The following is a 22,603-nucleotide window of genomic DNA, read 5'->3' as shown; positions in this document are numbered from 1 at the left end:
ACCTATTTCTTAGAATTGTTCACAGGGAGGCGTTCTTATGGTGGCGCTGCCCTTGCGATCAGATCATTGGGTTGGGTTATGTTCAACAGTGGGGAGATTCCCTTACTGCATTGCACCAACAACATAGTCAAAGTAGGTGCCAGCTTCGGCTGCATCGTCAGCAGACATTAAGCTAGTCGCTACTTCTTTCATTTTGGTGACGCTCAGAGCAACAGCCTCAATAGGAGTTCCCAAGGACTTGTACATTTCGCGCACACCCACTAAACCGATTTCCTCAATGGGGGTGACATCACCAGCAACCACACCGTAGGTGATCAGACGCAGGTAGTAGTCCATATCACGGAGACAGGTGGCGGTCATTTCTTCGCCGTAAGCGTTTCCACCAGGAGAAACCACGTCGGGACGTTGTTGGAATAATTTGTCGCCAGCTTCTTTTACGATGCGCTCGCGAGACTCGGTTAGAGTTTGAGCAATGCGCAGGCGGCTTGCGCCACTGGTTACAAATGCTTTGATTCGATCTAACTCACCAGGGCTGAGGTAACGAGCCTCTGCATCGGCATTCACGATGGATTTCGTGACAATACTCATTCTATGGATTCCTCCAATTTAAAAAAATTAGACCAGATTGAGATTTAACTGGTTTTTCTTAACAGGGTTGCAGATGCTGCTACACATTGGGTTAGAGTCAGCAACCTTCCCGAATTATTTTGCGGCATTGTGTTCACCTTCGTTGTGAGTTCGTAATATTTTGTAATGTTTTCCTCATTTTTTGCCAAGGATGGGGGATCTTTTGGTCATAAAGGAAAGCCTGCACAAAGAGAAGTAAATGTCAAGGAAAGTTCTTTGCTTTTTATGAAGCAAAAATGGGGAATAGGGAACAGGGAGTCGGGAGTCGGGAGTCGGGAGTCGGGAGATTGCCTCTCCCCTGCTCCCCTGCCCCCCTGCCCCCCAACTCTGGGACTAGCTGAGGGCAAAGCGGGGTTTAAAGGTTTTGAGGCTGGATTGGGCGAGGGTTTGGGCTTGTTGGTGGAGGGGAACGAGGGTAAAGCGATCGCCTAATGCCCCGACAAAATAGCTCAAGTAGGCGAGTTTCTTGTAACTGGGGAGGTTCATGGCGGGGAAAAAGGCGAGTTCTGGGGCATCTTCGGTGCCGAGGAAGTCGAGGGGGTGGAGTAGGAGGGAGGGCTGGGTTTTGGTGAGACGGCAGAGGGTGAGGGCGAGGTTAAAGTAGAGTTTGGCTAAGGGGGGGGAGAAGACGCTGAGATAGAGTAAATAACTGAAGTGGATGGGGATTTTAAAGAGGGGCATGGTGGTGACGGGAATTTCTATCAGTCGGGTTTCATCTAAGCGCCACTGGTAGGGGTTGAGGGGGCGGAATCCTTCCTCAAATTTGCCGAAGAGGGCTTTTCGTTGGTCGAGGTCTTCTTTACTTAGGTTACTGGTCATAAAGTAGTAGGCGCGGGCGAGGGGGCCGAGGAAGGTGGGGAAGGTGGAGGCATCGTAGAGGTAGCCCCGACGTTGGAGGATTTTGAGGACGGTGGGGGAACAGCTAAAACCGGGGCCGCGAAAGCCGATGGGGGTTTTTCCGGTGGCCTGTGCGATCGCCTTTTCTGCTTTTTCTATCTCGGTTTCAATCTCTGCCTCGGAATACAGGTGCAGCCAAGGTTCATGGTTAAAGGAGTGATTCCCCACTTCATGGCCAGCTTGGGCAATCTGTTTGAGGGCGGTGTGATTCTTTTCGAGGGCGGCATCTTGACCCACAATAAACACGGTAATGGTTAAATGGCGGGTTTCCAGAAAGTCTAAAAATCGAGGCACGACAACATCAAGGTAGGAGGGGAAGGCCTCCCATCCTGCGTCTCCGTGGGTTTTCATATAGGACCATTTGTTATCAAGATCAAGGGATAAACTGGCTAGGGGTTTTTTGGTGTTCATGGGATTTAAGGTAATGGGTAATGGGTAGTTGGGAGTCGGGGAACAGGGAACAGGGAATAGGGAGTCGGGAGTCGGGAGTCGAGAAAAGGCAATAGTCAAGAGTTTTAGCTATTCACTATTCCCCTGCCCCCCTGCCCCCCTGCCCCCTTCCCCGTTCCCTGTTCATAAAAACAGGGGAAAAATCCCGCCAGTTTAGGCCGAGACGGAGGGCTAAAATGAGGGCGACGGTCATTAAGCTGAGATACATTAAGGCGCGTAGGAGGAGGGCGAAAGCAATGATAGTATCGGGGGGGACGGCATAGCGTTCTAAACCAAAGCGGATGGCGGCTTCAAATGGGCCAAGATAGCCGGGGGAGGAAGGAAGTGCGATCGCCAATGCCACCAATCCTTGCACAAAAAACGCCCCAGCCAAAGGTTGATGAATCTCAAAGGCCTGCATTAATCCCCAGTAGGTGATTCCCGTCAATCCCCACACCCCAAAGGTTTCTAATAGCGCCAGAAACGTTCGTCGAGGATAACGGAGAGCTTCTAACCCTTCTAAAATGGATTGAACAATCGTTAATAGGGTATTTTTCCACCTCGCACCGGGTAAAACCCTTAGCACGTGTTGGAGTATTTTTAGCATCCAATGGGGACACCAAGCGGCTAAAAAAAAGCCCGTACCGAGTCCAATTAAAGGTAAAGCAATCCATCCTACAGGGATATTTTCTACCCCCTCTACCCCTTGTTGAGAAATACTCCATAATGCGAGTAATAACAGGATAAACGCCACCACAACATCTAATAAACGTTCGGTGAAAATACTCCCCACTGCCACCGGAAACGGAATCCCCCCAAACCGTTTTAAGACTAATCCCCTTAACACTTCTCCCCCATGAGCAGGCAAAACACAATTCCCCGCAAAACCAATAAAAACCGCCGTTTGACGAATCTGAAACGAGCCGGGATCTCGTGTTGCTCCTAAGAGAGTTCCCCAACGTTTAGCCCTCAAAGAAAAGGAAGTTAAAAAGGTAATCAGGGCGATAATAACCCAAGTCGGTTTAGCCGTTTGGAAGGCTTGCCCAACTTGGATTAAATTAATATCTCGTAATGCCCAAGATAACAAGGCTATTGTAACTAATAGACCCAGACACCACCAGAAATATTGAGTTAGTTTTTTAACGTTAAGGGATAGCATAGTCATTCAGGATGGCTTAAGTTTTTTCCAACAAACTCACATCGGCTTTATAGAACTGTTTTTCTTGCTTCAATGTATAATTTTGGGTTAGAAACTCATTAATTTGAGCGCAAGTTGCGTTGAGATCACAAAAATCAGCTTTGACCCACCAGATGCTGTGATATTGACTGATATTATTTAATAACTGATGGGTTTCTTCGGGGGATAAGGTTTGTTGCTCTAGGGAAGGGCGAGAAAATTCTAGTTCACGGGGTAGAGGATGGAGTTTACCGGAGCCATAATCATAGTAACTTAGTGCGAGGTGGTAGCAATTGGAAAAAACAAAGACATTTTCGGAAGCTTGGACGTTTTGCTTTAAATAAGTGCTGACTCGTTTTTGATCTCCTTCTTTGGCTATTGGTTGATAAATAATGTAGGTTGAGGTCAGGTTTAAAAATAAAATAAGGCTAACCAATGTCAAGGTTATATATTTGGGCGAGTGAGACTGTATGCCGTGGGAGATGAGATAAATTACTAAACCAGTCACTAACAGGATAGGGAGGAATAATAAAATGAGATGACGGGGGAGAACGGTATGTTGTCCTAATAGGTTAATGACAGCTATCAAAATTCCGAATAATCCGAGATTAAGTAATAGAATGCTCCAGCTAATTTTAGTTAAAAGGTGGTGTTTTAAGGTTAAAATAGCCATTAATACAATGGCGATAATTAGATAGCTGAACCAATGATTAGCGTAATCTTGGCTCATGATTTCTTTTCGGAAAACTAAACTCACCCCCATCCGGGTTAAGTATTTGATAGAACTTAGCAGTGAAGATAAGCTAATTTTTAAGGAACTGTTGCGAGATTCTGCGACGGACAGTTGATTTTTAAGGATGGCAAGATAGGGGATAAATAAAAGAGCATCTATGAACATACATAGGGCGAATGCTCGGACTTTGTGCCACTTCCTTTGAATTAATAAGATTAGACCATGACTGACTAGAATAAAGGCAAGGTAATAGTAGGTATAAAGGGACAGTATGGCGACAAATCCATAGGCGATTTGATTCAGTCTTGGCTGATGGTTGGCTAAGTAGCCGTTAAAAAATGTGATTAGAAGTAAGGCAGACCAAAGGAGGATTAAGGGATATTCTCGAATCTCTAAAACTGCCCAAATAAAGTAAGGGTTAAAGGCGGCTAATAGGGTGAGCCAATAGGGATTGAGTTGGGGTAAATATTGTTTGGATAGTGTGGGGATTAAGAGAATAAAAATTACGCCCAAAAGAATGGATAATAAGCGGGCGAAAAAAATGGATGAGTGAAGTTGTCTCCAGAGAAATAATAAAATAAAATAAACTGGAGGCCTTGCACCAAAACTAATGGCTTCGTCAATAGCGGTGGCTAAATCGTTGTCAGTGGCGTGTAAGGAAAAACTTTCATCAATCCAAATGTTTAAATGAACGGCGAGAGGAACAGTAATAATTAAATATAACCCAATAATAGTCAAGAGTTTGTAATTAATCTTATTACAAAGGGAAGACTGTTCCGGTGAATTATTGGTATTGTAAGGGTTTAGGGAAGAAAACATAAGCGGTTTTTGGTTAAAGTAACGATTAAAAAAATTATGGTTTTGCGGAAAAATGTAGGCGAAATTCAACGGTAGGGACGCGCCAGCCCGGAATAAGTTCTGGGTGGAGATGCCAGCCTAGGCCGTGATAAAAAAACTTGGCTGGGGTGTTATCTTGATCGACAATGGCTCTCACGACAGATATTCCTTGTTTTTCCAGTTGTTCTAGCCCAATTCCCATCAAGTCCTGAGCAATTTTTAGTTTGGATTGGCGGACAAATTGGGGAGAACAATATTGGGGTAAAACACCCAAGGAGAGGATTTCTCCTGCGCCGGGTTCTTGTTTTCCGGGGTTACGATGGCGCATAATCTGCCATGCTTCCCATAAGGCCCGGATGCGTTGGGGTTTGGTTAACAGGGGGAGTAACAAGGTACAAACTAGGGAGAACCAATGGCGACGCAGGGCTTGACTCATGAATCTGCTAGGATTGGCGGTGACGATAATAAATCCGGCGGGGTGGTTGTCTACATAGGCAATGGCTCCGGTAATTAATCCATCTCGAATCAAATGGCGATAGTAAAATTGACCCATAAATTCTTCGCCGAGGAGGACGATGGGACTGGTGGGTAAGAGGGTTTGATGGAGTTGGATGAGATCGGGTGTTGGCGGACGGGCGGAAGGGCTTAAGGGGATGGTTTGATAGTCCATTAGTTCTAATTAGGCTTAGGGACAGAGGGTGTCTAGATTTTGGTCTACTTGTTCAATGAGATAACTCGCCAGTTGGAGAAAGTCCCGGTCTTGGGGGAGGGGATCATGATCAACAGGTTTCTGGAATAGGTAGTTACCGGGGGAGGTTTCTTGGGCGGGGAAATGACGGGGGAGTTGGAGGTTGGGCATTCCGGAGCCGGGGAGTTGGGCGCTGTCTTCGGGTTTAATCCAACGATCGGGATCAATGCGCACGGTGAAGTAGGCAATACAGCGTTCTCGGTCGGGGGGAATGGTGGGTAGGTTGGGGGGGTTTGTGCCGATGCTGTAAGGACTGGGGTCTGTGGGGGCGCTGGGGGTGCCGTTGAGGGCGATTTGTACGAAACTGTCTCTTTGGGAGGTGGCGAAGGCGGGACACATTTCTTGGTTGGCGGGGCCGGGGTAGGGACAGAGGGCGTTTGTGCCGTAGTTTGCCCCGGCGACGGCGATCCAGGTTCTGACTCGTTCTGGGCGCATTTGGGCGATGTACCAGCGTGTGCTGACTGCGCCCATGCTGTGGGCGATGATGTCTACTTTTTGGGGGGGATCAATGCCTGCTTGACGGGCGGTTTCGGCGGCTTGTTGGAGGAGGGATTCTATGGCGGGGGCTATAAATTTTTCGGCGGCTGTAATATTGATTTCGTCGTTGGGTTTGATGTCTAGGGCGAGGAGGTAGCTGGAGGGGTAGCCTTGGGCTTGGAAGTGGGCGATCGCATTGTTCCATGTGCTAGCGTTTAACCCTAGACCATGGACGAACAGGATGGGGGTATAGTTGGGGTTTTCCGCTACATTGGTGGGAGGGGGAGGAGAGGCGGCCTGACAGCCTAAACCATACCCTAGGACAAATAAGCCTAAAATCCAACGGATGAGTTTCATAAGCGTCTCCTAATCACGGTGGCAGGGTTTCCCGCAACGATGGTGTAAGGTTCTACGGGTTTGGTGACTACGGCCCCGGCGCCCACTATGCTCCCGGTACCGAGATCGTTCAGGATGATGGCATTGGCTCCTATCCAACAGTCATCACTAATCACAACGCGCCGCAGTTGCCCCCCCTGTAAGGCCATTGGGCAATCGGTGCGCTCGAAGTTGTGGTATTTTGCCCCACTGAGGAAGCGGCAACCGTCGGCGGTCAGGACAAATGAACCAAAGTCGCAGTAGTGAATGGTGTTGTACATCCCAATGAGGACGTGATCTCCTAGGGTGATATCTCGGTAGAGGAAGATGGTGCCGAAACTAATCACGACGTTTTCCCCGCAGTGGGTGAGGGTGTGCCGATAGAATTGGTAACGGATGATGGTGCCGAAAAGGTAGGGGAGGAGGGAGAGGAGTTCGGAAATGGTGCGGAAAATGAAGTCGGAAGAACGGGAGGCGATCGCAAGGGGCCAAATGAAGGGCAAGCACAACATCCCGGCCAGTTTCATCGTCTGCCGTATCTGGGGCGAGGCGGTGAATTGTTGGTATTCTACGGTGGTATAGCGATCGCTTTCGATCCGTTCCTGTTTTTTCATTGTCGATCGGATTGAGCAATATCAACTTACGGGTTACATTGTTGGGTTTCGCTGTCGCTCCACCCAACCTACGGATTACGGGTTACATTTTCACCCAACCTACGGATTACTGACTATACTCATTGGCAGGGACTTCCCGACGCATTTTTTTAAACCGATCACTATGCAGCCATTCCTCGACTAAAACGACTTTCTGAGGAATTTTATATTTTGCTAGTTTATCTTGACAAAATTGCCACATTCGTTTCCGGAATTCTGGCAAGGTTTCTGAGGTTTTGAGTTTAATTCTCGCTTGAACAATTTGCCCAGTAATCGGGTGTGAAATGCCATTCACGGCTACATCTTCAATGCCATCCATTAACATTAAGGTACTTTCTACTTCAATGGGATAAACTTTCTCTCCCCCCACATTAATTAACTCAGAAGTTCGGCCCAAAATGCGGATATATTCCCCATCCACTTCTACCGCATCCCCAGTTTTAAACCAGCCATCCTCAGTGAAGGGATTGGGGGCGTTTAAATAGCCTAACATCGCCGATTGCGCTCGGATTTCCAGCTTACCTTCAATAATTCGGGTTTCAAATCCTTCTCCCCCAATTTTAAACCACAACGAGTTAGAATCTCGGGATTTTGAGCGTAAAATTCCCACCTCAGAAAGGCCATAGGTTTGTAAAAGTTTAACCTGGGGGAAAAGCTGATGTAAGCGTGTGAGGGTGCTTTCTGGCATTACTTCTGTGCCGTAGGTAATGACTTCTAAACTGGATAAGTCATGGCGTTGATAAGCTTCACTCAGGAGGATTAAGTTGAGTAGGGTGGGAGAGGCAGGTAGGAGTTGTAACTTATAGTTTGCGATCGCCCTACAAATGGCATCGGGAGATCTATCCTGTAAGGTGACGATAAATCCGCCGTTGGCTAAACTGTAGAGTAGGGTATTAATTCCCCCAATATGATCAAATAATAAAAAGGTCAGGGTGCGGAAACTATGCCGGGGAACTTTAAATTTTTCTAACAACGGGACAAAATTATGCACGGCGGCCTTACTCTTGCCTGTAGAACCGGAGGAAAACAGAACTAAACCGGGTTCTTGTTTGACTTTTAGACTCAGTAAAATCTCGTGATCTACGGTATGATTGGTTCTGAGTAAGCAGATATTATCCCCCTCATCAATGGTTAGGATAGCCTCCACTTGGGCAATTTGGCGAAACTCAATCTTTTTTGCGGCAACAGAATCCGTCAAAGGCACGAGAATACAGCCTTTTTCGAGGAGTGCTAAAAAAAGGGCGATCGCATTTGGGGAAAAATCAGCCTCTAAACTAACAACAGTTCCCGCTTTAATCCCCTGCTGTTCCAGATAGTTTAACCAATAGTTAAACGCTTCTAACAGCCAGCCATAGGAACATATCTCATCTTTCCAGACAATGGCCGCCTCTGCTTCATGTTCGCGAAAAACCCTTTGCAAAAAATCAATATACATCGTTACTCATCTCCACCTTAAGTTTGTATAATTTCCTTAACCCGAAATTGGGAAGTTGGGCGACTCCCTCCCCCATGAAAAACCGGAATTTTTTGCTCTTTTCCCAGACCATAAATTAAACTCACCCACCGAATCCCCTTAATTTTCTGACCAATGTCTCGCACTTTCGCCACCAGTCGAAACACCAAAAACCGATCCTGATACATCCCCCCACTAGCATAATCTTCTTGCACTGCAACATGAGTAATCACTAGATTCTCTGGACTAGCACGCCCATAGAGAATCACCCCAATTAACTGCTGTCGAGTATCCAAAGCAAACAAACATTGTGAACAGAGATCCGAATCCAGTGTAATCCTTAAAAATCCCTCCTCTTCTATAATTTTAGGCTGTCCATAAACTTCAATAGAAGCCATTACCTGTTCCCGAACTTTCCCTTGATGAGGATTAAAAAACATCAAGCGTTCTAAATCATTCCGGTAACTGGTTTTTAAGATAGACGAAACAGAGAAATAAGTCATAATTAATTTATCCCGTATTGGCAGTAAAAATCATCGACGACTAACCTATACTCCCCCTAAATAAAGATGTTGTCCGGTAATAAAATCACTCTGACGACGCAGAAAAAAATCAATCACATTCGCAACATCTTCAAACTGCCCGAAGCGTTTAATAGCTTGCTGGTTTAATAAAGCTTGGATTTTATCCGGGGGAACAGCACGAATTAAATCCGTTTCAATCGGTACTGGACCCACCGCATTCACCGTAATTCCGAAATCTGCGAACTCTCTCGCTAATACTTCTGTCAGGGCTAAAACGGCCGCTTTTGATGCCACATAAGCCGCCTCCCCTGCTAACTTTAACGGCACAGCAATAGTCGTAAAATTAACAATGCGCCCGTAATTATTCTTTTTCATGAGTTTAGCCCCTTCTCGACAGAATAAAAATGTACCAACAACATTAGTATTGAGTACCTTTTCCAGCGTCGAAATGGGAGTAACTAAAGCATGATTCATGGAAGCAATTCCGGCATTATTAATTAAATTATCTAATTTTTTATACTTTTTGCGGACACTCGAAAACAGCAATTTAACTTGCTCCTCGTCGCCCACATCTAGGGTATAATGTTCATAATGGGGGAGTTCCCAATCAATGGGATGACGACTACAACCAATTACAATATGGCCAGCATGACTATAATATTGGGCTAAAAAATAGCCAATGCCTTTACGAGTGCCTGTAATTAAGGTAATAGGTGCTTCCATAATTGCCCCCTAGTTTTGCTTTTCGGAAATGAGGCTATGAGCATAATTCGCTAAAGATTCAATGGTTCGATAAGGACTGTTTTTCTGGGACATTGCCCGTTCATCCGCCAAGCTGAGGCTTAACTTAAATTCGTCTTCAATGCCTTGTTCTAGTGCCACGACTAAGGACACTAATCCTAATGAGTCGAACAGTCCATTTTTGCCGAATAGTGCTGTGTCTGGGCTTAAGTTAGTGGGAACTTCAATCTGTTGTTCTTCTCCAATTTCTTCAATACTTTGGAGAATCAGGTCAATAAGTTTTTCGGTTGGTTGTTGGGTTTGGTCAGTGGATTCAATCATGGGTATAGCCCCTTGTTTAAAAGACAAGCAACATAGCTAATATTATATGCCATAATCTAGATAGGGAGCGAAAATCTTAATCTTAAATCATGTTAATTTATTTTTGTTTACATCGAAAATATAGGGAGGTTTTAGCTGAGGAATAGTAACTTTTAGTAAGAAAGTTTTAGGGCTTTATATAAGCACAAGATAGAACTACCCCAACGGGAAAAGGTTTTCTTTTCTTGTAGGGTAAAGTGCTTTAATAAAGTCGGAATTAAGGTTTGACGACGATCTTCATAATCTGTTTTGGCACTTTCTCCGGTTAACAACTTTAAGCCCCAATCCACTAAGGGAGACTGTCCCGGGGTGATAATAATTAAAGATTGTCCCGGTTTTAGGACTCGCTTTAATTCTAAACAAGCGGCTTCTATATCTTGCACAAATTCTAGGGTACTTACGGCTACAATAGTATCAAAAATCTGGTCAGTAAAGGGTAAAGATTCGACACTACTGGCATAGAGATGAGCTTGAATGTTGAGTTGTTCTAATAATTGGGTGATAGATTGATGATGATGGTGAATGTCAGTGCCATATAACTGATAGCAGTGTTGGTTAAGTTCGGGTAAAAATATCCCACTGCCATAACCTACTTCTAAGAGTTTGCCAATGGGTTCTTTAGGCAAAAGTGAGAGAACTAAACGAAAGCGCAGGCGTTGAATCCAGCCTAAAATGGGTCTAAAGTTCCAGTCTGCATGGTCAACGGTTCCGGTTTTAATTAAGCTGTGGGGGGGTAAAAGTTTTAATTTCATGGCTGGGTAGGTTGGGGTGATAAAATTTCTGAAATAGCGCGTTTTGCGAGTTGGATGGTTTCATTAATGTTTAGAGTACCGTTGAGAATATGGGCGGAGTTGATAATATGAATTCCCGGTACAGATGTAGTCATGGGGGGCAAATTGCGGGAGTAGTTTAAGGTGGAGATGGGGAGAACATATTTGACGCGGGAGACTTGGAAACTTAATAAGTCGTCGGGGTGCAAATGAGGGTACATTTTCAATAAGGCGGCCATGAATTGGGCTTTTAATTCCTCATCGGTTAACTGAAAGGCGGTGTCTTCAACGGGGACGTATTTGGGCAGATATACTAGGGTACGCCCGCCAAATTCTTCAGGTTTGACGAGGGTAGTCATTTCAATCACTCCAGTGAAGGGGATGCCGTCGTCGGTGATGTTGGTGACGTAGTAGGTGGCTAGGGGGCGACGGAGGAGGAGGGAGGCGCAAATAATGCCCTGATATTGGATGCTGTGTAAACGGTGGCTTTCCGTTTCACTGAGTTGGGGGCAGAGTTGGGCAGCTAGGGGGGCGGCGGCGGTGATGATGACGTGATCAAAGATTTGGCTAGACCCGTCCCGAAAGGTTATCTCTGTACCGCTTGGGGTGGCTTGTACCCGTTGAACGGGCTGCCCGAGGTTAATTTTGACCCCTTGGGCGGTTAAGGCGGTGCTAAATCGCTCTAGGAGGCGGGCATAGCCTCCGGGGAGGTAGCCGAACATTTCTTTTTTTAGTCCGGTGCGACGGGCGGCATAGAGACGGGCAATAATCGCCCAAATGAAGGCGGCGGAGGCTTTGGGGTAGTTGTCGCCGAGTTTGGAACGCAGGAGGGGCAACCAGAATTTTTTGAAGGTGCGATCGCCTGACCAACGCCTTAACCAGTCTACAACGGAAATCTGCTCTAGTTTACGCCAGTTTTGGAGTCTCGAAGCATAGAGAATGGTGACGGCTAGGCGGATTTTATCAATCAGGTTTAAGGGGGGGAATAGCAGGAATTCTAGGGCATTGGAGACGGAATAGAGTTGACTGTTGGCATAAACCCCGGTTTTTGTCTGGACCCAGCGCATTTGGTCTTCTAGTCCCAACTCTCGCAATAATCCCCGCAGGTGGCTATCCGATAGCAGGGTAACGTGATAGTGACGATCCCAGATTAAATCATCCAGTTGCCACGCACTGGCTAATCCACCCAGTTGGGGGGCGCTTTCAATTAAGGTCACGCGCTGTCCGCTTTGGATGAGACGCTGGGCTAGGGTCATGCCTAGGATGCCCCCGCCGATAATGCCCCAGGATGGGGGTTTATCCCCCCTAGCCCCCCTTTGGAAGGGGGGGACTTTATCCCCACTTGGGAAGGGGGGGACTTTATCTCCACTTTGTAAGGGGGGGACTTTATCCCCTTTATCCCCCCTAGCCCCCCTTTGGAAGGGGGGGACATTATCCTCACTTGGGAAGGGGGGGACGGAATCGGGGTTTTGCGGGGTTTGTGGGGGGGTGGGTTTCATGGGTTAATGATTAGTTGATTTCCAACACTTGCCGATCTTGAATCTCGTAGGCACGACCACAAGCGGAACAGACGACTTTTTTCACGTTGACGGCTGTATTATCATCAGGGAAGCGCATTAGGGGATTCCCGCAACGACAGACGCAGCCCACGGACTTGGCGGGGTGTCCGATGGCTAGATGAAAGTCGGGGATGGATTTGGTGACGAGGGCGGCCATTCCTACCATGGCGAAACGACCGATGGTTAAATCATTGCCGATGGTGCAATGAGCGCCAATGGTGGCCCCGGCTTTAACTAGAGTGGGGAGGGTGTGTTCGTCGGGGTCTGATGTCCAGAGTTGTTGTAGGTCGGGGGTGGCGGCACGGGGGAATCGGTCGTTGGTGAAGACGGTTCCGGCGCTAATCATTACGCCGTCTTCTAGGGTGACGGCGTTACAAATATAAACGAAGGCGTTGATTTTGACGCGATCGCCGATTTTCACCCCATAGGCAATATAGGTCTTTTCCCCGATGATGCACTGTTCCCCAATTTGGCTGGAGTGCCGAATATGCACGTTGTCCCAAATGGAGGTTTCCGCCCCGATTTGGACGTTTTCTTCAATGATGGCGGTGGGATGAATACGAATTGAGTTCACAGGTTTTCGGGAATAAAGGTCTATCTAGGGCTTGCTGGGAAGGGGGAGCAGGGGAGCAGGGGAGCAGGGGAGAGGGAAAGACGAGGAATTCAGACTTATTACCTATTCCCTATTACCTATTACCTATTCCCCACTCCCCACTCCCCATTCCCCATTCCCTATTCCCGACTCCCGACTTCCCTGTTCCCTAGAAAATTAACCAACGGCGACGGGCATTTTCAGGGGGGCAACGGATACCCAATGACTTTGGGGTAGGGCGGCGTAGGCGGTTTCGAGGACTTCTACGGAGGCGATCGCATCCTCCACCGTAATCAATAAGGGGGCCTCGGCTTGAATGGCTTGGGAGAAGTTGTCCAACTGACGGCAAAAAGCCTGAACTTTGTTGTACCCCGTTCCAAACACAATCCAATCCGGGCTACTGGCCTGCCGATATTTCGACTCTTTCCAGCCTACCGAAATCGTCCCCTGAGAACCGTAAATGCGGATAAAGTAATCTAGTTCTTTATTCAAACTCCAAGACAAGTCAATACTACCCCGCACGCCCGATTCACTCATCACAAACATCTGGGCGGTATCTTCCACCGCTAAACCTTGAATCCGTTTGCCCTCCACCACTTGCAACTGAGCAATGGGGCCGAGAAGATAACGCATAATATCCACCGAATGGGTGCCATTGTCCATCAACACCCCGCCCCCACTGATGGCCGGATTGGCGTTCCACCGTTCGGACATATCCACCCGGGCGGTGAAAGCGTTTTCAAATAAGACAATTTCGCCCAAAATCCCCGATTCAACAATACTTTTCGCTCGGATCACATCCTGCACATAACGGAATTTCGAGGCCATTGTAATCAAAACCCCGGCCTTTTTAGCCGCGTCTCGCATGGCGTAGGCGCTCCGACTGTCAATGCTAAAGGGTTTTTCACAGAGGACGTTAATCCCTTTTTCGATGAAGTAGAGGCAGATGTCGGGGTGGGTACTGGGAGGGGTGCAAATAATCACCCCGTCCAGTTTTTCCGTTTCGGCCATCTTTTGGTAGGAAGCATAACTGCGAGCGCCGACCACTTGGGCGAGGTTTTTGGCCGCTTCGGGACGCACATCTGCAACGGCGACTAATTCGGCGTATTCTGCTTGGGGGAAGGCTTGGCCATAGGCTTGGGCGATCGCACCGGCACCCACTAAACCGAAACTTAATTTTTTAGTCATGATTAGATTAACCAAAGAAGGGTGAATAATTTTAGGGAGAGGGGATGCCTGTAAGGCTTCCCCCCTCTGGATTTCGACCTAAGCCAACACTTCACGCAAAGATTCAGCAATATAGTTCACATGATCCGTTGTGTAGCATTCATTCCAAGGCAACACTAGGACTGCTTCGAGTCCGGCAAAGCTACCGGGGAATTTTTCCGGGCTGTAGTCTACCGCTTCAGGACGGGCTAAGGTGAAGGGGAAACGAGAGTTCCCAAAGGTGCGCTGTTCCCGGAATACTTCACACTGAAAGGCGGGTTTTTGGATATAACGGGGGGCGGAGAAAATGCCTTTTTCTTTTAGCGGTTTGGCTAATCCCACGGCTCCATCGGGGATGATGGTACTATCCACACTCAGGCAATATTTCCAGTAACTGTGGGTGTTGCGGGGATCAATCCAAGGGGGGGTAATGCCGGGGAGGTCTTGGATTTGCGCTGTGAGTTGAGCGGCCGTGGTGCGTCGCGCTTGGACGATTTCGGGCAGTTTTTGCAACTGTGCCACAGCAACAGCGCCTTGTAATTCACACATCCGGTAATTCAAGGCTAAGAAATAATGATCCGGCTTGGGATCCCCGTAACCCCATGCTTTATTGATAAATAAGAACATACGACGAGCGAGTGCATCATCATTGGTGGTGACGATTCCGCCTTCACCTGTGGTGATGTGCTTTCCTTGCTGTAAGCTAAAACAGCCAATGTCACCAATCGCCCCAACATATTGATTATTATGGGTGGCAAGGAAGGACTGGGCGCAATCTTCAATGACGGGAATATTGCGAGATTGAGCCAGTGCCATAATTTCGGTCATTTCGCAGGGATTGCCGAATAGGTGGGTCACAATAATGGCTTTAGTGCGATCGCTCAGAACTTGCTCAATACTCGCCGCCGTCACATTCCACGTGCGGGGATCCACATCTGCAAAGACGGGGATCGCGCCCTGATAGACAATAGGGGTTAATGCACCCATGTCTGTAATGGAGGTGGTGACAATCTCATCACCGGGTTCGGGATCAATGGCTGCGATCGCCACATGAACCGCCGCCGAACCGGAAGCGCAACTATAGGCATATTTCACCCCTAATAATTGAGCAAATTCCTGTTCTAATTGCTTAACAAATGTACCTTTTGTTCCGGTTAAAGTGCCGCTATTAATCGCCTCAGCGACTAATCGAATTTCCGCTTCTCCCAGGGTCCGACCGGAAGCATCTTGATCTGAAGGCAAGGACACCATACGCGGGGGGACTGCAAATGTAGTCATGACTTACTTTCCTTTCGCTTGAGTAGATTTATAGATAGCGGTTCCCAAATAGAACACTTCCTCGAAATAACTTTTACTTTGCAAGGAAGAAATTCCTAAACTAATCAGTTGAATGGCAATCATTAAGGTCATTCCCCCCAAAATAAACGAATGGGGAGAAAGCTTAAAGGCGTTTGCCACGGCTTCTGATAAGCGATAACCAAACCAATACTGGGTTAATTCGGGATTTTGGAACTCATTAAAACAGTGAATTAACACCCAAGTATCAGCAATCAACGATAGAAACAGAAAGAACAAACCGGGGATAATAAAAAACATCACAGGTCGGAATAAAAACCCTGAAACCACAATCGACATGGTGTGTTTTAGGATTTTCATACTCGACTTCCGCCGATTCTTTTTCGGAGTGGGTTGGGGAGTCGTTTGTCCCTCCGGGAGACGGGGAGAGTGCCAGTGCAGATGGGCAGGAATTTCAATAATTCTCGCATTGAGCAACATGGCTTTATGGATGATTTCCGGGTTGATCTCCATGCCCATTGACCGCAAATTGAGCGATCGCAAAAACGGCCCATCATAAACCCGCACCATTCCCGTTAAGGTGGCTAAGGTATCTTTAGCCGCCACTTTTAGGAAACGATTCGCCCAAATACTAAGCGTCTGCCTTAGCCAAGGCACATTAGAAATCTCCCCTCCTTTCATATAGGGAGAAGCTACTACAACCCGGGCATTAGTTTGAGTAATCTTATCCAGTAGCTTCCCAATATGATAGGGCGCATAACTTAAGTCTAAGTCAAATACAATGACATAATCGCCTTGACAGTTATGAAAGCCAAACTGCAAAGCCTGACCTAAACCAAAATTGACCCCATGATGGTAGACAAAAACATTGTCTTTCTCACAAGCAAATTGTTCAGCTAAAAACCCTGTATTATCTCGACTCCCATCATTAATAACCAAAATTTCCCAGCGATACAATTCACCTAAAGATTCCGTATATTCATATAAAATGTCAAGGTTTTCTTCTATAATCGCCTCTTCATTATAGGCGGGAACAATTAAAGAAACAAGAGGTCTTAAATCTGAGCTAACGTTTGACAAATTCCCTAAATTTGCCGTTCCCTCTTTGGCTTCATTATAGTTAGCCATTGACAAAGAAGCTAAATTCTCTGACGGGTCGTTTCCCAGTTGGTTAGTGAGGATTTCATGTTGCAACATAACCCACTTGTCCTAAAAATTTATCCTGAAAATCTATGCTGATTGCATAGCAAATGTGCGCTCAGTCACAGAACAAACTGCACAAAAAAACGATGGAACAAATCCACAAAAGGAACTTAAGAAAGACCCCCCGTGATTCTGCTCATGAGATTCTCTTCAAATCTATCCGGTTCAAAGGATAATCCGGTTGGAATGACTGGTTTAGGTATTGCTCTAAAAAGATCAGATATGTATTTGCCTAATCTGAAGTCAGGCAAGAAGCGATCATGAACGGTTTTGGACTATGGTTCTGGACTATAGGGATTCCCAATGGGTTTATTCTCGCTATAGTGAACCGATCCTAATTTTTCTCCTCCACAAAATTATGGCAAAGGAAAAAGTCAATGTCGAGGTTTTCTCCGTATCTTTACGGAATCTTTATAAAGTTGGTTGAATTTTTGGACGCAAAATAAGTATTTATTATGAGTGAAAAACCACAAAAGGGACTGTAAACTCTAGAAAATGGTCACAGGATGGATCTGATGAGTGAAGATAAACTTATCACCTTTAAGAAATATAAACGTAACGAAATATGAATTCCTTCGCTATAACGTTGCCGTCTCATGGGGGGGGTTTTATGAAGTGATTTATTTTTTGAGCCTTACTGAATCTCGCACTGGGTCGGGATGCTTGGGTGTCCGAGGTTTCAGGGGTTAAAATTCCATCTTTATGTCACTTAAGTGATTGATATATTACCAGAACTCAAAACTTCTTGAAACTTTTGCTCAAAAGATATCAACTTTTGATTAAGTTCCTTAAGTTTCTGTATCTTTTCCACCCGAGACGATTTGGAGCTATAAATCACTGCCCGTGCTTCTATAATCTCAAGCTTAAGAATTGAACAGTGACCCTTAATATTCCTCCATCGGAATTCACGACTAGAAGGATTAAGAAAAGTCAAACAGGCGGCAGAAGTAGATGAGATAATAGATAAACCAAGAACAATATGTTGATTTGTAGATAGCGTAAAGACTGCACCAAGGGCAGCAGAAATCGTAGCTGTTAAACCAAGAATCTTATGTGTGTATCCCCAGAAGTCTTCATAGCTAGTTTTGGATAAAATATTTTCTCTCTTCTCTATTAGGCTTTTCATGTTCTCATATTGATCCATGTATATTTGCCTTTCAGAGTCTTTATTCAAAAAATCTCTGAAACTGTTCATAGCAAACACCTCTGAGCCACACACCCGTGACTTGTGTTGTAATGGTCAAGCTATAATGATATAGCATCATTGAATTTTCGTTGATGGCGTTAAGCTTTTGTTGAGAAGGTTAGTTCCTATGGTTCGTCCAATCTCTATGACATCTGACATCGCGGCCACAGACGTTGCTGCTCGATTTCCTTCTAAATCAGAACTTGAGGCCGTTTCCAATTCCTTAAAGAAGGCACAGGTACGGCTAAATGCGGCTGAAGTATTCGCGCTAAATGCTGAGGAACTTTCTGCCAATGCTGTCAATTTTGTGGTGAGAAAGTTCCCGGATGCTGCTAAAACATCACAATTTTTGTTCAACTCCCCCCCTGAAATAGAATCTCATTCTTTGAAGGAAGATGTTGATGTACTGCTCCGCCTACTAACCTACTGTCTTGTGATCGGTCATGACAATCCTTTAGAATCAACATCCTTAGAAACAATTTTCAATCAAATATCCTGCGCCATTCGTGAATCTTCAGAAATTTCTGCTTCTTGGTATATCGAAGCACTTGAGTTTCTCAGAAAGAATCATGGTTTATCTGGAGAAAGTGCGGAGGAAGTCAGTTCATATATAAACTACATAGTTGATGCTTTTCGATAATCTGTCACGCTTTTAACGATTGAATGAATTAGCGCAATCTGGGACGGCCTAAGGTCGTGATGTAGATTACGGCTTCATCTTCAGGAATCCCGAGGACTTCATTCACTTGGTCATCAAAAAAGCCCCCAATACCACTCACTCCCAGTCCTAGATGGATGGCCGCGAGGTTTAAACGCTGTCCTAAATGCCCAGCGTCCATGTGGAGATACCGATAAACGCGATCGCCATATTTCTGGATAGCTAGCTTTAAGTCGGCCGTGTGGAAGATTACCGCCCCGGCATCCCGCCCCAATTCTTGCCCCAAACAGAGAAAATGAACATCTCGGCGGAAGTTTTTAAAGCGAATTTGCCGCAATTCTTGGGCTTGGGGGGCATAGTAATAACAACCTTCTTCTAGACCTGTCACCCCAGACACCACAACAAAGGTTTGTAGGAGACTTAAATCAAAATAGTCGGGCTGAGGGTCTAAACCTTGGTTGGCGTAGTCTTCGGGGTGATAGGTAAAGTGCAGGAGCAGGTTTAACTCATCTAAGGTTAGGTCAGCCCCCGTATAAGTACGGGTAGAGCGCCGTTTTAAGATGGTTTGCTCTAACTCTTCTAAGTGAATTCCCCAGTGGATGGGGGCCGTTTGGGTCGAGATTTTTAAACAAAAGGGAAAGTTGTATTTATCCGTTGTCTCACTGACCTCCGAGGTGGGGGCTTGAAATGCAGTGATTTGAGTAGATTGATGAAAATAGTTTAAAAGGTCGCCATCCTGTACGAGGGCGTAATCAGAATAGATGGGGGAGGGGAGAGCCGTGAGATAGGATTCTGGAGGGGGGGTAGAGTCGCCGAGGGGAATCACGGTCATTACGCCTTCCTGTTCCGAATCCAGATAAAGGAGTTCGTTCATGGCTTGATCATTAAAACCGCCTAATAAACAGGGGCGAAAGTGATTAATTGCCCCAGCGAGTTCTAAATTGCCCAGGAGATGCCCGGTATCCAGAAAAATGCGACGGTAAGCCCGATCTTCATAACGCCAAGCAGAACGATAAAAGATGGCGGAAGAGACGAGGGCAAGATCCACTTGTTTTAAGATTTCAGGTTCAAAACAAGCTTGTTCTAAATTCGCCCAAACGGCCTCATCCCAAAATTGCAGGAGGGCGTGGTTTTGGGGTTGGTAGTTATAGAGTCCGGGAGGCAGAAGATCCGTCCCACGAGAGATCAGGTAGAGTTCCGCCGGGTAGAGTCCCCCAGCTGAGGGGGCGGCGCGTAAATAGACCGGAGGCCCCATGAGGGTGGCCATTTTGGCGGTGATGCCATAGGTACAGTAGAGCATCTGAGAGAGTCTACGCCAGGCGATCGCCTCTGAGGTCAAATTCTCTAGGGTATCTTTGCCTAGATAGGGTTTGAGGTCAAGGGTTTTGCCTAGTTTATACTCTTTAAAGGGACTGGGTTGTTTAGACCAGTCTAGACCCTGACTTTTCGTGGCAATGGTGTCCGGGGCGTATTTGGTGCGTTCGTGATAATGACTAGCAATAGAAGACATGGGTTAAAGATGGAAGAAGATCAACCGGGCAATATGGAAATAAATTAACACGCCAACTACATCGACGGCCGTAGTGATAAAGGGTGCAGACATTAGGGCGGGGTCCAAACCCAGTGAACGAAATAGAAAGGGTAAACCGGATCCCGAAACCGAGGCTAACAGAGAAATCACGACGAGGCTACTACCAACGGCGATCGCAACAACTAATGTTTCCTTGAGGATATAGTAGCCCCACAGGGTAGCCATACCCCCCAACATAGCCCCGAGAAGAAATCCCGCTAAGGCTTCCCGTCCAATCACTTGCAGTGGACCGAGATCCTTTAATTCATTGGTATTCAATCCGCGAATTACTACCGTAGAAGATTGCGCCCCAATATTCCCCCCTGTACCAGTGAGTAGCGGGATAAAGGCGGTAATGGCGATCGCCTGACCAGTCCAAGCTAAATTACTACCTTGGGTTTGAATAATCGAACTGGTGAAGGTATTGGTTACTAATAACACCAACAACCAAAACACCCGTTTACGAGCGACTGTAAATAAATTAGTTTGAAAATAATTCGTGCCATCACTTTGTAGACCACCGAGCGCATAAATATCTTCTGTGGCCTCCTGTTCTAAAATATCCAGCACATCATCCACCGTCACCACCCCCACCAAACGCTGTTCTTTATCCACCACGGGCAGGGCGACCAGATCATACCGTTGGATTAAACGGGCGACTTCCTCCTGATCCATCTCGGTGGTAATGCTGACCACATCTGAGGTCATGATCCCCCCTAGCACTTGGTCTGGGGACGAAATCACCAAATCCCGCAGAGAAACAATCCCTTTGAGATGGCGGGAGGTATCGGTCACATAGAGATAGTAAATTAGTTCTGACGCATTAGACAGGGTGCGGATACGTTCGAGGGCTTGAGCAACGGTTAACGTCTCTTTGAGGGAAATGTATTCCGGAGTCATGATTCGCCCTGCCGTGTCCTCCTCATAGCCCAATAAGAGCGCTGTAGCTTGACGCTCCTTGGGACTCATCTGGGCGACTAATTGGCGGACGACTTTGGCCGGAAGTTCATCAAATAAGCGGGCGCGATCATCGGGGGACATTTGATCTACAATATCCAGGACTTCCTGCCGCTTAAATTCTTGGAGTAGGGACTGTTGTACAGTGGAGTCGAGATATTCATAAACTGTGATGGCTTCATCTTTGGAGAGTAAGCGAAAGGCGATCGCCTGCATGGACTCCGGCAACAGTTCAATGGCTTCGGCTATATCCACAGGCTGCACCGGAATCAACAAAGCTTTAGCCCCTTGGAGATTCCCTTTTTCCAGCAACATTTCCAACTGGGTCCGCACCAGTTGGCGAAGTTCATCACGGCTTACAGTTTGGCTTGGTGGGGTTGGTTCAGTCAAGGTTAGCCCTGTCGTTGTACATGATCATTGACGCTCCCCGCTCTAAAAAGACAGGGATTCTTCATTCATAGACTTGCCATAATTTAGCAGGATTTCTCCAACCAAACTAGAGGGCAAATCTCCTGAAGCTTGAGATTGGGTGCGCCCCACCCGACTTGATCCGTTTTGCCAGTGTTTAAAGCCACGTTTTTCTCACGGCACCAATGGCTAAAATTTGACCGCAGCAATTGATGATGATTTGCAAGAATACCCGCCCCCGGCTTCTGCTTCTCCCCGGCTGTCCTTCTCCCGGCTTCCTTGGCCGGTCTGACCCCAGAACTCCGCTCCTAAAACTCCACAAAACCCTGCATTTTACCGGGATAACAGCCTTTTAACGGTTCAGAACACAACACCCCCTAATTTTCTCGCCCCAGCTTTCTCGTACCAGTCCCCATCCTTAAAAAATCTGGAAATTGTTGCCTGTGGACATCACCTCACCTGTACAATATTAATTGAAAATTATTAGCAATAAATCTCGGGGGTTAATCAATGGATTGTCATCGCTGTCACTCCCACTGTGGGTCAAGCAAAGCCACCGCTACAAAATGGTCACTCTGGCCAGGCAAAGAGCGCCAAGCTTGGACTGACGGGGAATCCAGGATTTCTGATGCTCAAATTGCCTTAGTCGGAATGCCCAATGTGGGAAAAAGTGTCTTATTTCATGCCCTTACCGGGATTTACGCCACCGTGTCTAACTATCCAGGCACCACAGTAGAAGTGAGTCGGGGGGTGATGCGTTTAGGTGAACAGACGGTGACAGTGGTAGACACCCCCGGAATGTATTCCCTCCTACCGATGAGTGAAGAGGAAGCTGTTTCTAAAACCCTGCTGTTAACTCAGACGTTCGCCAGTGTGATTCATGTAGTAGACGGGAAAAACCTAGGGCGAATGTTGCCCTTAACCTTTCAGTTATTAGAATTAGACCTGCCCCTAATCCTCGCCATTAACATGATGGATGAAGCGCGGCGCTTAGGACTAGCCTTGCACCCAGAAATCCTGTCCCAACAATTACAGATTCCCGTGATTTTGATGGCGGCCGGACTGAATCAAGGGATTCAGGAGTTAAAACAAACCCTTAAGCAACAAATCCCCGCCCCACCCCTGCCCTTATTGGTTTGAGGAGATCTGACGACAAACCCCTTAAAC

General features: G+C 46.7%; 22 protein-coding genes. 2 read left to right on the top strand and 20 right to left on the bottom strand.

Annotated features, from left to right (window positions below; genetic code table 11):
* Positions 1-102: 102 nt before the first annotated feature.
* The 18 genes from apcA to SPI9445_RS0113860 all read right to left on the bottom strand — a co-directional run bounded on the left by apcA (position 103) and on the right by SPI9445_RS0113860 (position 17,801).
* Positions 103-588, bottom strand: coding sequence for an allophycocyanin subunit alpha (apcA, locus tag SPI9445_RS0113950; protein WP_017305377.1), 486 nt, complete (start codon positions 586-588; stop codon positions 103-105).
* A 372-nt stretch (positions 589-960) separates the two neighbouring features.
* Positions 961-2,034, bottom strand: coding sequence for a polysaccharide deacetylase family protein (locus SPI9445_RS0113945; RefSeq protein WP_017305376.1), 1,074 nt, complete (start codon positions 2,032-2,034; stop codon positions 961-963).
* Between the two features lie 16 nt (positions 2,035-2,050).
* On the bottom strand, positions 2,051-3,112 hold the full coding sequence (locus SPI9445_RS0113940; RefSeq protein ID WP_017305375.1) for a lysylphosphatidylglycerol synthase transmembrane domain-containing protein: 1,062 nt from the start codon (positions 3,110-3,112) through the stop codon (positions 2,051-2,053).
* A gap of 16 nt (positions 3,113-3,128) precedes the next feature.
* Positions 3,129-4,682, bottom strand: a complete 1,554-nt coding sequence (locus tag SPI9445_RS0113935; RefSeq protein ID WP_017305374.1) for a glycosyltransferase family 39 protein — start codon at positions 4,680-4,682, stop codon at positions 3,129-3,131.
* 34 nt (positions 4,683-4,716) lie between these two features.
* Positions 4,717-5,370 carry a GNAT family N-acetyltransferase gene (locus SPI9445_RS0113930; RefSeq protein ID WP_017305373.1) on the bottom strand — a complete coding sequence of 218 codons (654 nt, stop codon included), beginning with the start codon at positions 5,368-5,370 and terminating at the stop codon, positions 4,717-4,719.
* A gap of 15 nt (positions 5,371-5,385) precedes the next feature.
* Entirely contained in the window at positions 5,386-6,282 is an 897-nt protein-coding gene (locus tag SPI9445_RS27655) for an esterase/lipase family protein (protein WP_017305372.1), read from the bottom strand.
* Positions 6,279-6,914 carry an acyltransferase gene (locus SPI9445_RS25585; protein ID WP_017305371.1) on the bottom strand — a complete coding sequence of 212 codons (636 nt, stop codon included), beginning with the start codon at positions 6,912-6,914 and terminating at the stop codon, positions 6,279-6,281. The genes SPI9445_RS27655 and SPI9445_RS25585 overlap by 4 nt, the downstream gene beginning before the upstream one ends.
* Before the next feature lie 106 nt (positions 6,915-7,020).
* The gene (locus SPI9445_RS0113915) at positions 7,021-8,388 is read right to left on the bottom strand and encodes an ANL family adenylate-forming protein (RefSeq protein WP_017305370.1); all 1,368 of its coding nucleotides are present in this window, start codon (positions 8,386-8,388) and stop codon (positions 7,021-7,023) included.
* A gap of 17 nt (positions 8,389-8,405) precedes the next feature.
* A complete protein-coding gene (locus tag SPI9445_RS0113910; RefSeq protein WP_017305369.1) occupies positions 8,406-8,909 on the bottom strand; it encodes a hypothetical protein in 504 nt (167 codons plus the stop codon).
* Between the two features lie 45 nt (positions 8,910-8,954).
* Entirely contained in the window at positions 8,955-9,653 is a 699-nt protein-coding gene (locus SPI9445_RS0113905; RefSeq protein WP_017305368.1) for an SDR family NAD(P)-dependent oxidoreductase, read from the bottom strand.
* A gap of 9 nt (positions 9,654-9,662) precedes the next feature.
* Positions 9,663-9,992, bottom strand: coding sequence for a hypothetical protein (locus tag SPI9445_RS0113900; protein WP_017305367.1), 330 nt, complete (start codon positions 9,990-9,992; stop codon positions 9,663-9,665).
* A 152-nt stretch (positions 9,993-10,144) separates the two neighbouring features.
* On the bottom strand, positions 10,145-10,783 hold the full coding sequence (locus tag SPI9445_RS0113895) for a class I SAM-dependent methyltransferase (protein ID WP_017305366.1): 639 nt from the start codon (positions 10,781-10,783) through the stop codon (positions 10,145-10,147).
* Positions 10,780-12,300 carry an NAD(P)/FAD-dependent oxidoreductase gene (locus tag SPI9445_RS0113890; RefSeq protein WP_017305365.1) on the bottom strand — a complete coding sequence of 507 codons (1,521 nt, stop codon included), beginning with the start codon at positions 12,298-12,300 and terminating at the stop codon, positions 10,780-10,782. Before SPI9445_RS0113890 ends, SPI9445_RS0113895 begins: the two co-directional genes overlap by 4 nt.
* Positions 12,301-12,310: 10 nt before the next feature.
* Complete coding sequence (locus SPI9445_RS0113885) at positions 12,311-12,934, bottom strand: acyltransferase (RefSeq protein ID WP_017305364.1); 624 nt, start codon at positions 12,932-12,934, stop codon at positions 12,311-12,313.
* A gap of 195 nt (positions 12,935-13,129) precedes the next feature.
* Entirely contained in the window at positions 13,130-14,140 is a 1,011-nt protein-coding gene (locus tag SPI9445_RS0113880; RefSeq protein WP_017305363.1) for a Gfo/Idh/MocA family protein, read from the bottom strand.
* A gap of 78 nt (positions 14,141-14,218) precedes the next feature.
* Entirely contained in the window at positions 14,219-15,436 is a 1,218-nt protein-coding gene (locus SPI9445_RS0113875) for a DegT/DnrJ/EryC1/StrS family aminotransferase (RefSeq protein WP_026079786.1), read from the bottom strand.
* 3 nt (positions 15,437-15,439) lie between these two features.
* Positions 15,440-16,651, bottom strand: coding sequence for a glycosyltransferase family 2 protein (locus tag SPI9445_RS0113870; RefSeq protein ID WP_017305361.1), 1,212 nt, complete (start codon positions 16,649-16,651; stop codon positions 15,440-15,442).
* Between the two features lie 715 nt (positions 16,652-17,366).
* On the bottom strand, positions 17,367-17,801 hold the full coding sequence (locus SPI9445_RS0113860; protein ID WP_164674527.1) for a hypothetical protein: 435 nt from the start codon (positions 17,799-17,801) through the stop codon (positions 17,367-17,369).
* A 169-nt stretch (positions 17,802-17,970) separates the two neighbouring features.
* Between SPI9445_RS0113860 and SPI9445_RS0113855 the strand changes: the two genes are divergently transcribed.
* A complete protein-coding gene (locus SPI9445_RS0113855; RefSeq protein WP_083883540.1) occupies positions 17,971-18,483 on the top strand; it encodes a globin family protein in 513 nt (170 codons plus the stop codon).
* 28 nt (positions 18,484-18,511) lie between these two features.
* On the opposite strand, the gene SPI9445_RS0113850 is transcribed toward SPI9445_RS0113855, so the two are convergent.
* Both SPI9445_RS0113850 and mgtE read right to left on the bottom strand, forming a co-directional pair.
* A complete protein-coding gene (locus SPI9445_RS0113850) occupies positions 18,512-20,011 on the bottom strand; it encodes a SagB/ThcOx family dehydrogenase (protein ID WP_017305357.1) in 1,500 nt (499 codons plus the stop codon).
* 3 nt (positions 20,012-20,014) lie between these two features.
* Positions 20,015-21,418 carry a magnesium transporter gene (gene mgtE / locus SPI9445_RS0113845; protein ID WP_026079785.1) on the bottom strand — a complete coding sequence of 468 codons (1,404 nt, stop codon included), beginning with the start codon at positions 21,416-21,418 and terminating at the stop codon, positions 20,015-20,017.
* Positions 21,419-21,946: 528 nt separating this feature from the next.
* Between mgtE and SPI9445_RS0113835 the strand changes: the two genes are divergently transcribed.
* A complete protein-coding gene (locus SPI9445_RS0113835; RefSeq protein ID WP_017305354.1) occupies positions 21,947-22,576 on the top strand; it encodes a FeoB small GTPase domain-containing protein in 630 nt (209 codons plus the stop codon).
* The last annotated feature ends 27 nt before the right edge of the window (positions 22,577-22,603 follow it).

Source organism: Spirulina subsalsa PCC 9445 (assembly GCF_000314005.1).
GTDB classification, from domain to species: Bacteria; Cyanobacteriota; Cyanobacteriia; order Cyanobacteriales; family Spirulinaceae; genus Spirulina_A; species Spirulina_A subsalsa.
Note: the sequence above shows the minus strand (reverse complement) of the source record. Positions and strands in the feature narration are given on the sequence as shown.

Excerpts from the sequence above, each read along its gene's own strand:
- apcA (WP_017305377.1), bottom strand. The coding sequence starts at position 588 with ATGAGTATTGTCACGAAATCCATCGTGAATGCCGATGCAGAGGCTCGT.
- SPI9445_RS0113940 (WP_017305375.1), bottom strand. The coding sequence starts at position 3,112 with ATGCTATCCCTTAACGTTAAAAAACTAACTCAATATTTCTGGTGGTGT.
- SPI9445_RS0113935 (WP_017305374.1), bottom strand. The coding sequence starts at position 4,682 with ATGTTTTCTTCCCTAAACCCTTACAATACCAATAATTCACCGGAACAG.
- SPI9445_RS0113930 (WP_017305373.1), bottom strand. The coding sequence starts at position 5,370 with ATGGACTATCAAACCATCCCCTTAAGCCCTTCCGCCCGTCCGCCAACA.
- SPI9445_RS27655 (WP_017305372.1), bottom strand. The coding sequence starts at position 6,282 with ATGAAACTCATCCGTTGGATTTTAGGCTTATTTGTCCTAGGGTATGGT.
- SPI9445_RS25585 (WP_017305371.1), bottom strand. The coding sequence starts at position 6,914 with ATGAAAAAACAGGAACGGATCGAAAGCGATCGCTATACCACCGTAGAA.
- SPI9445_RS0113915 (WP_017305370.1), bottom strand. The coding sequence starts at position 8,388 with ATGTATATTGATTTTTTGCAAAGGGTTTTTCGCGAACATGAAGCAGAG.
- SPI9445_RS0113910 (WP_017305369.1), bottom strand. The coding sequence starts at position 8,909 with ATGACTTATTTCTCTGTTTCGTCTATCTTAAAAACCAGTTACCGGAAT.
- SPI9445_RS0113905 (WP_017305368.1), bottom strand. The coding sequence starts at position 9,653 with ATGGAAGCACCTATTACCTTAATTACAGGCACTCGTAAAGGCATTGGC.
- SPI9445_RS0113900 (WP_017305367.1), bottom strand. The coding sequence starts at position 9,992 with ATGATTGAATCCACTGACCAAACCCAACAACCAACCGAAAAACTTATT.
- SPI9445_RS0113895 (WP_017305366.1), bottom strand. The coding sequence starts at position 10,783 with ATGAAATTAAAACTTTTACCCCCCCACAGCTTAATTAAAACCGGAACC.
- SPI9445_RS0113890 (WP_017305365.1), bottom strand. The coding sequence starts at position 12,300 with ATGAAACCCACCCCCCCACAAACCCCGCAAAACCCCGATTCCGTCCCC.
- SPI9445_RS0113880 (WP_017305363.1), bottom strand. The coding sequence starts at position 14,140 with ATGACTAAAAAATTAAGTTTCGGTTTAGTGGGTGCCGGTGCGATCGCC.
- SPI9445_RS0113875 (WP_026079786.1), bottom strand. The coding sequence starts at position 15,436 with ATGACTACATTTGCAGTCCCCCCGCGTATGGTGTCCTTGCCTTCAGAT.
- SPI9445_RS0113870 (WP_017305361.1), bottom strand. The coding sequence starts at position 16,651 with ATGTTGCAACATGAAATCCTCACTAACCAACTGGGAAACGACCCGTCA.
- SPI9445_RS0113860 (WP_164674527.1), bottom strand. The coding sequence starts at position 17,801 with ATGGATCAATATGAGAACATGAAAAGCCTAATAGAGAAGAGAGAAAAT.
- SPI9445_RS0113855 (WP_083883540.1), top strand. The coding sequence starts at position 17,971 with ATGGTTCGTCCAATCTCTATGACATCTGACATCGCGGCCACAGACGTT.
- SPI9445_RS0113850 (WP_017305357.1), bottom strand. The coding sequence starts at position 20,011 with ATGTCTTCTATTGCTAGTCATTATCACGAACGCACCAAATACGCCCCG.
- SPI9445_RS0113835 (WP_017305354.1), top strand. The coding sequence starts at position 21,947 with ATGGATTGTCATCGCTGTCACTCCCACTGTGGGTCAAGCAAAGCCACC.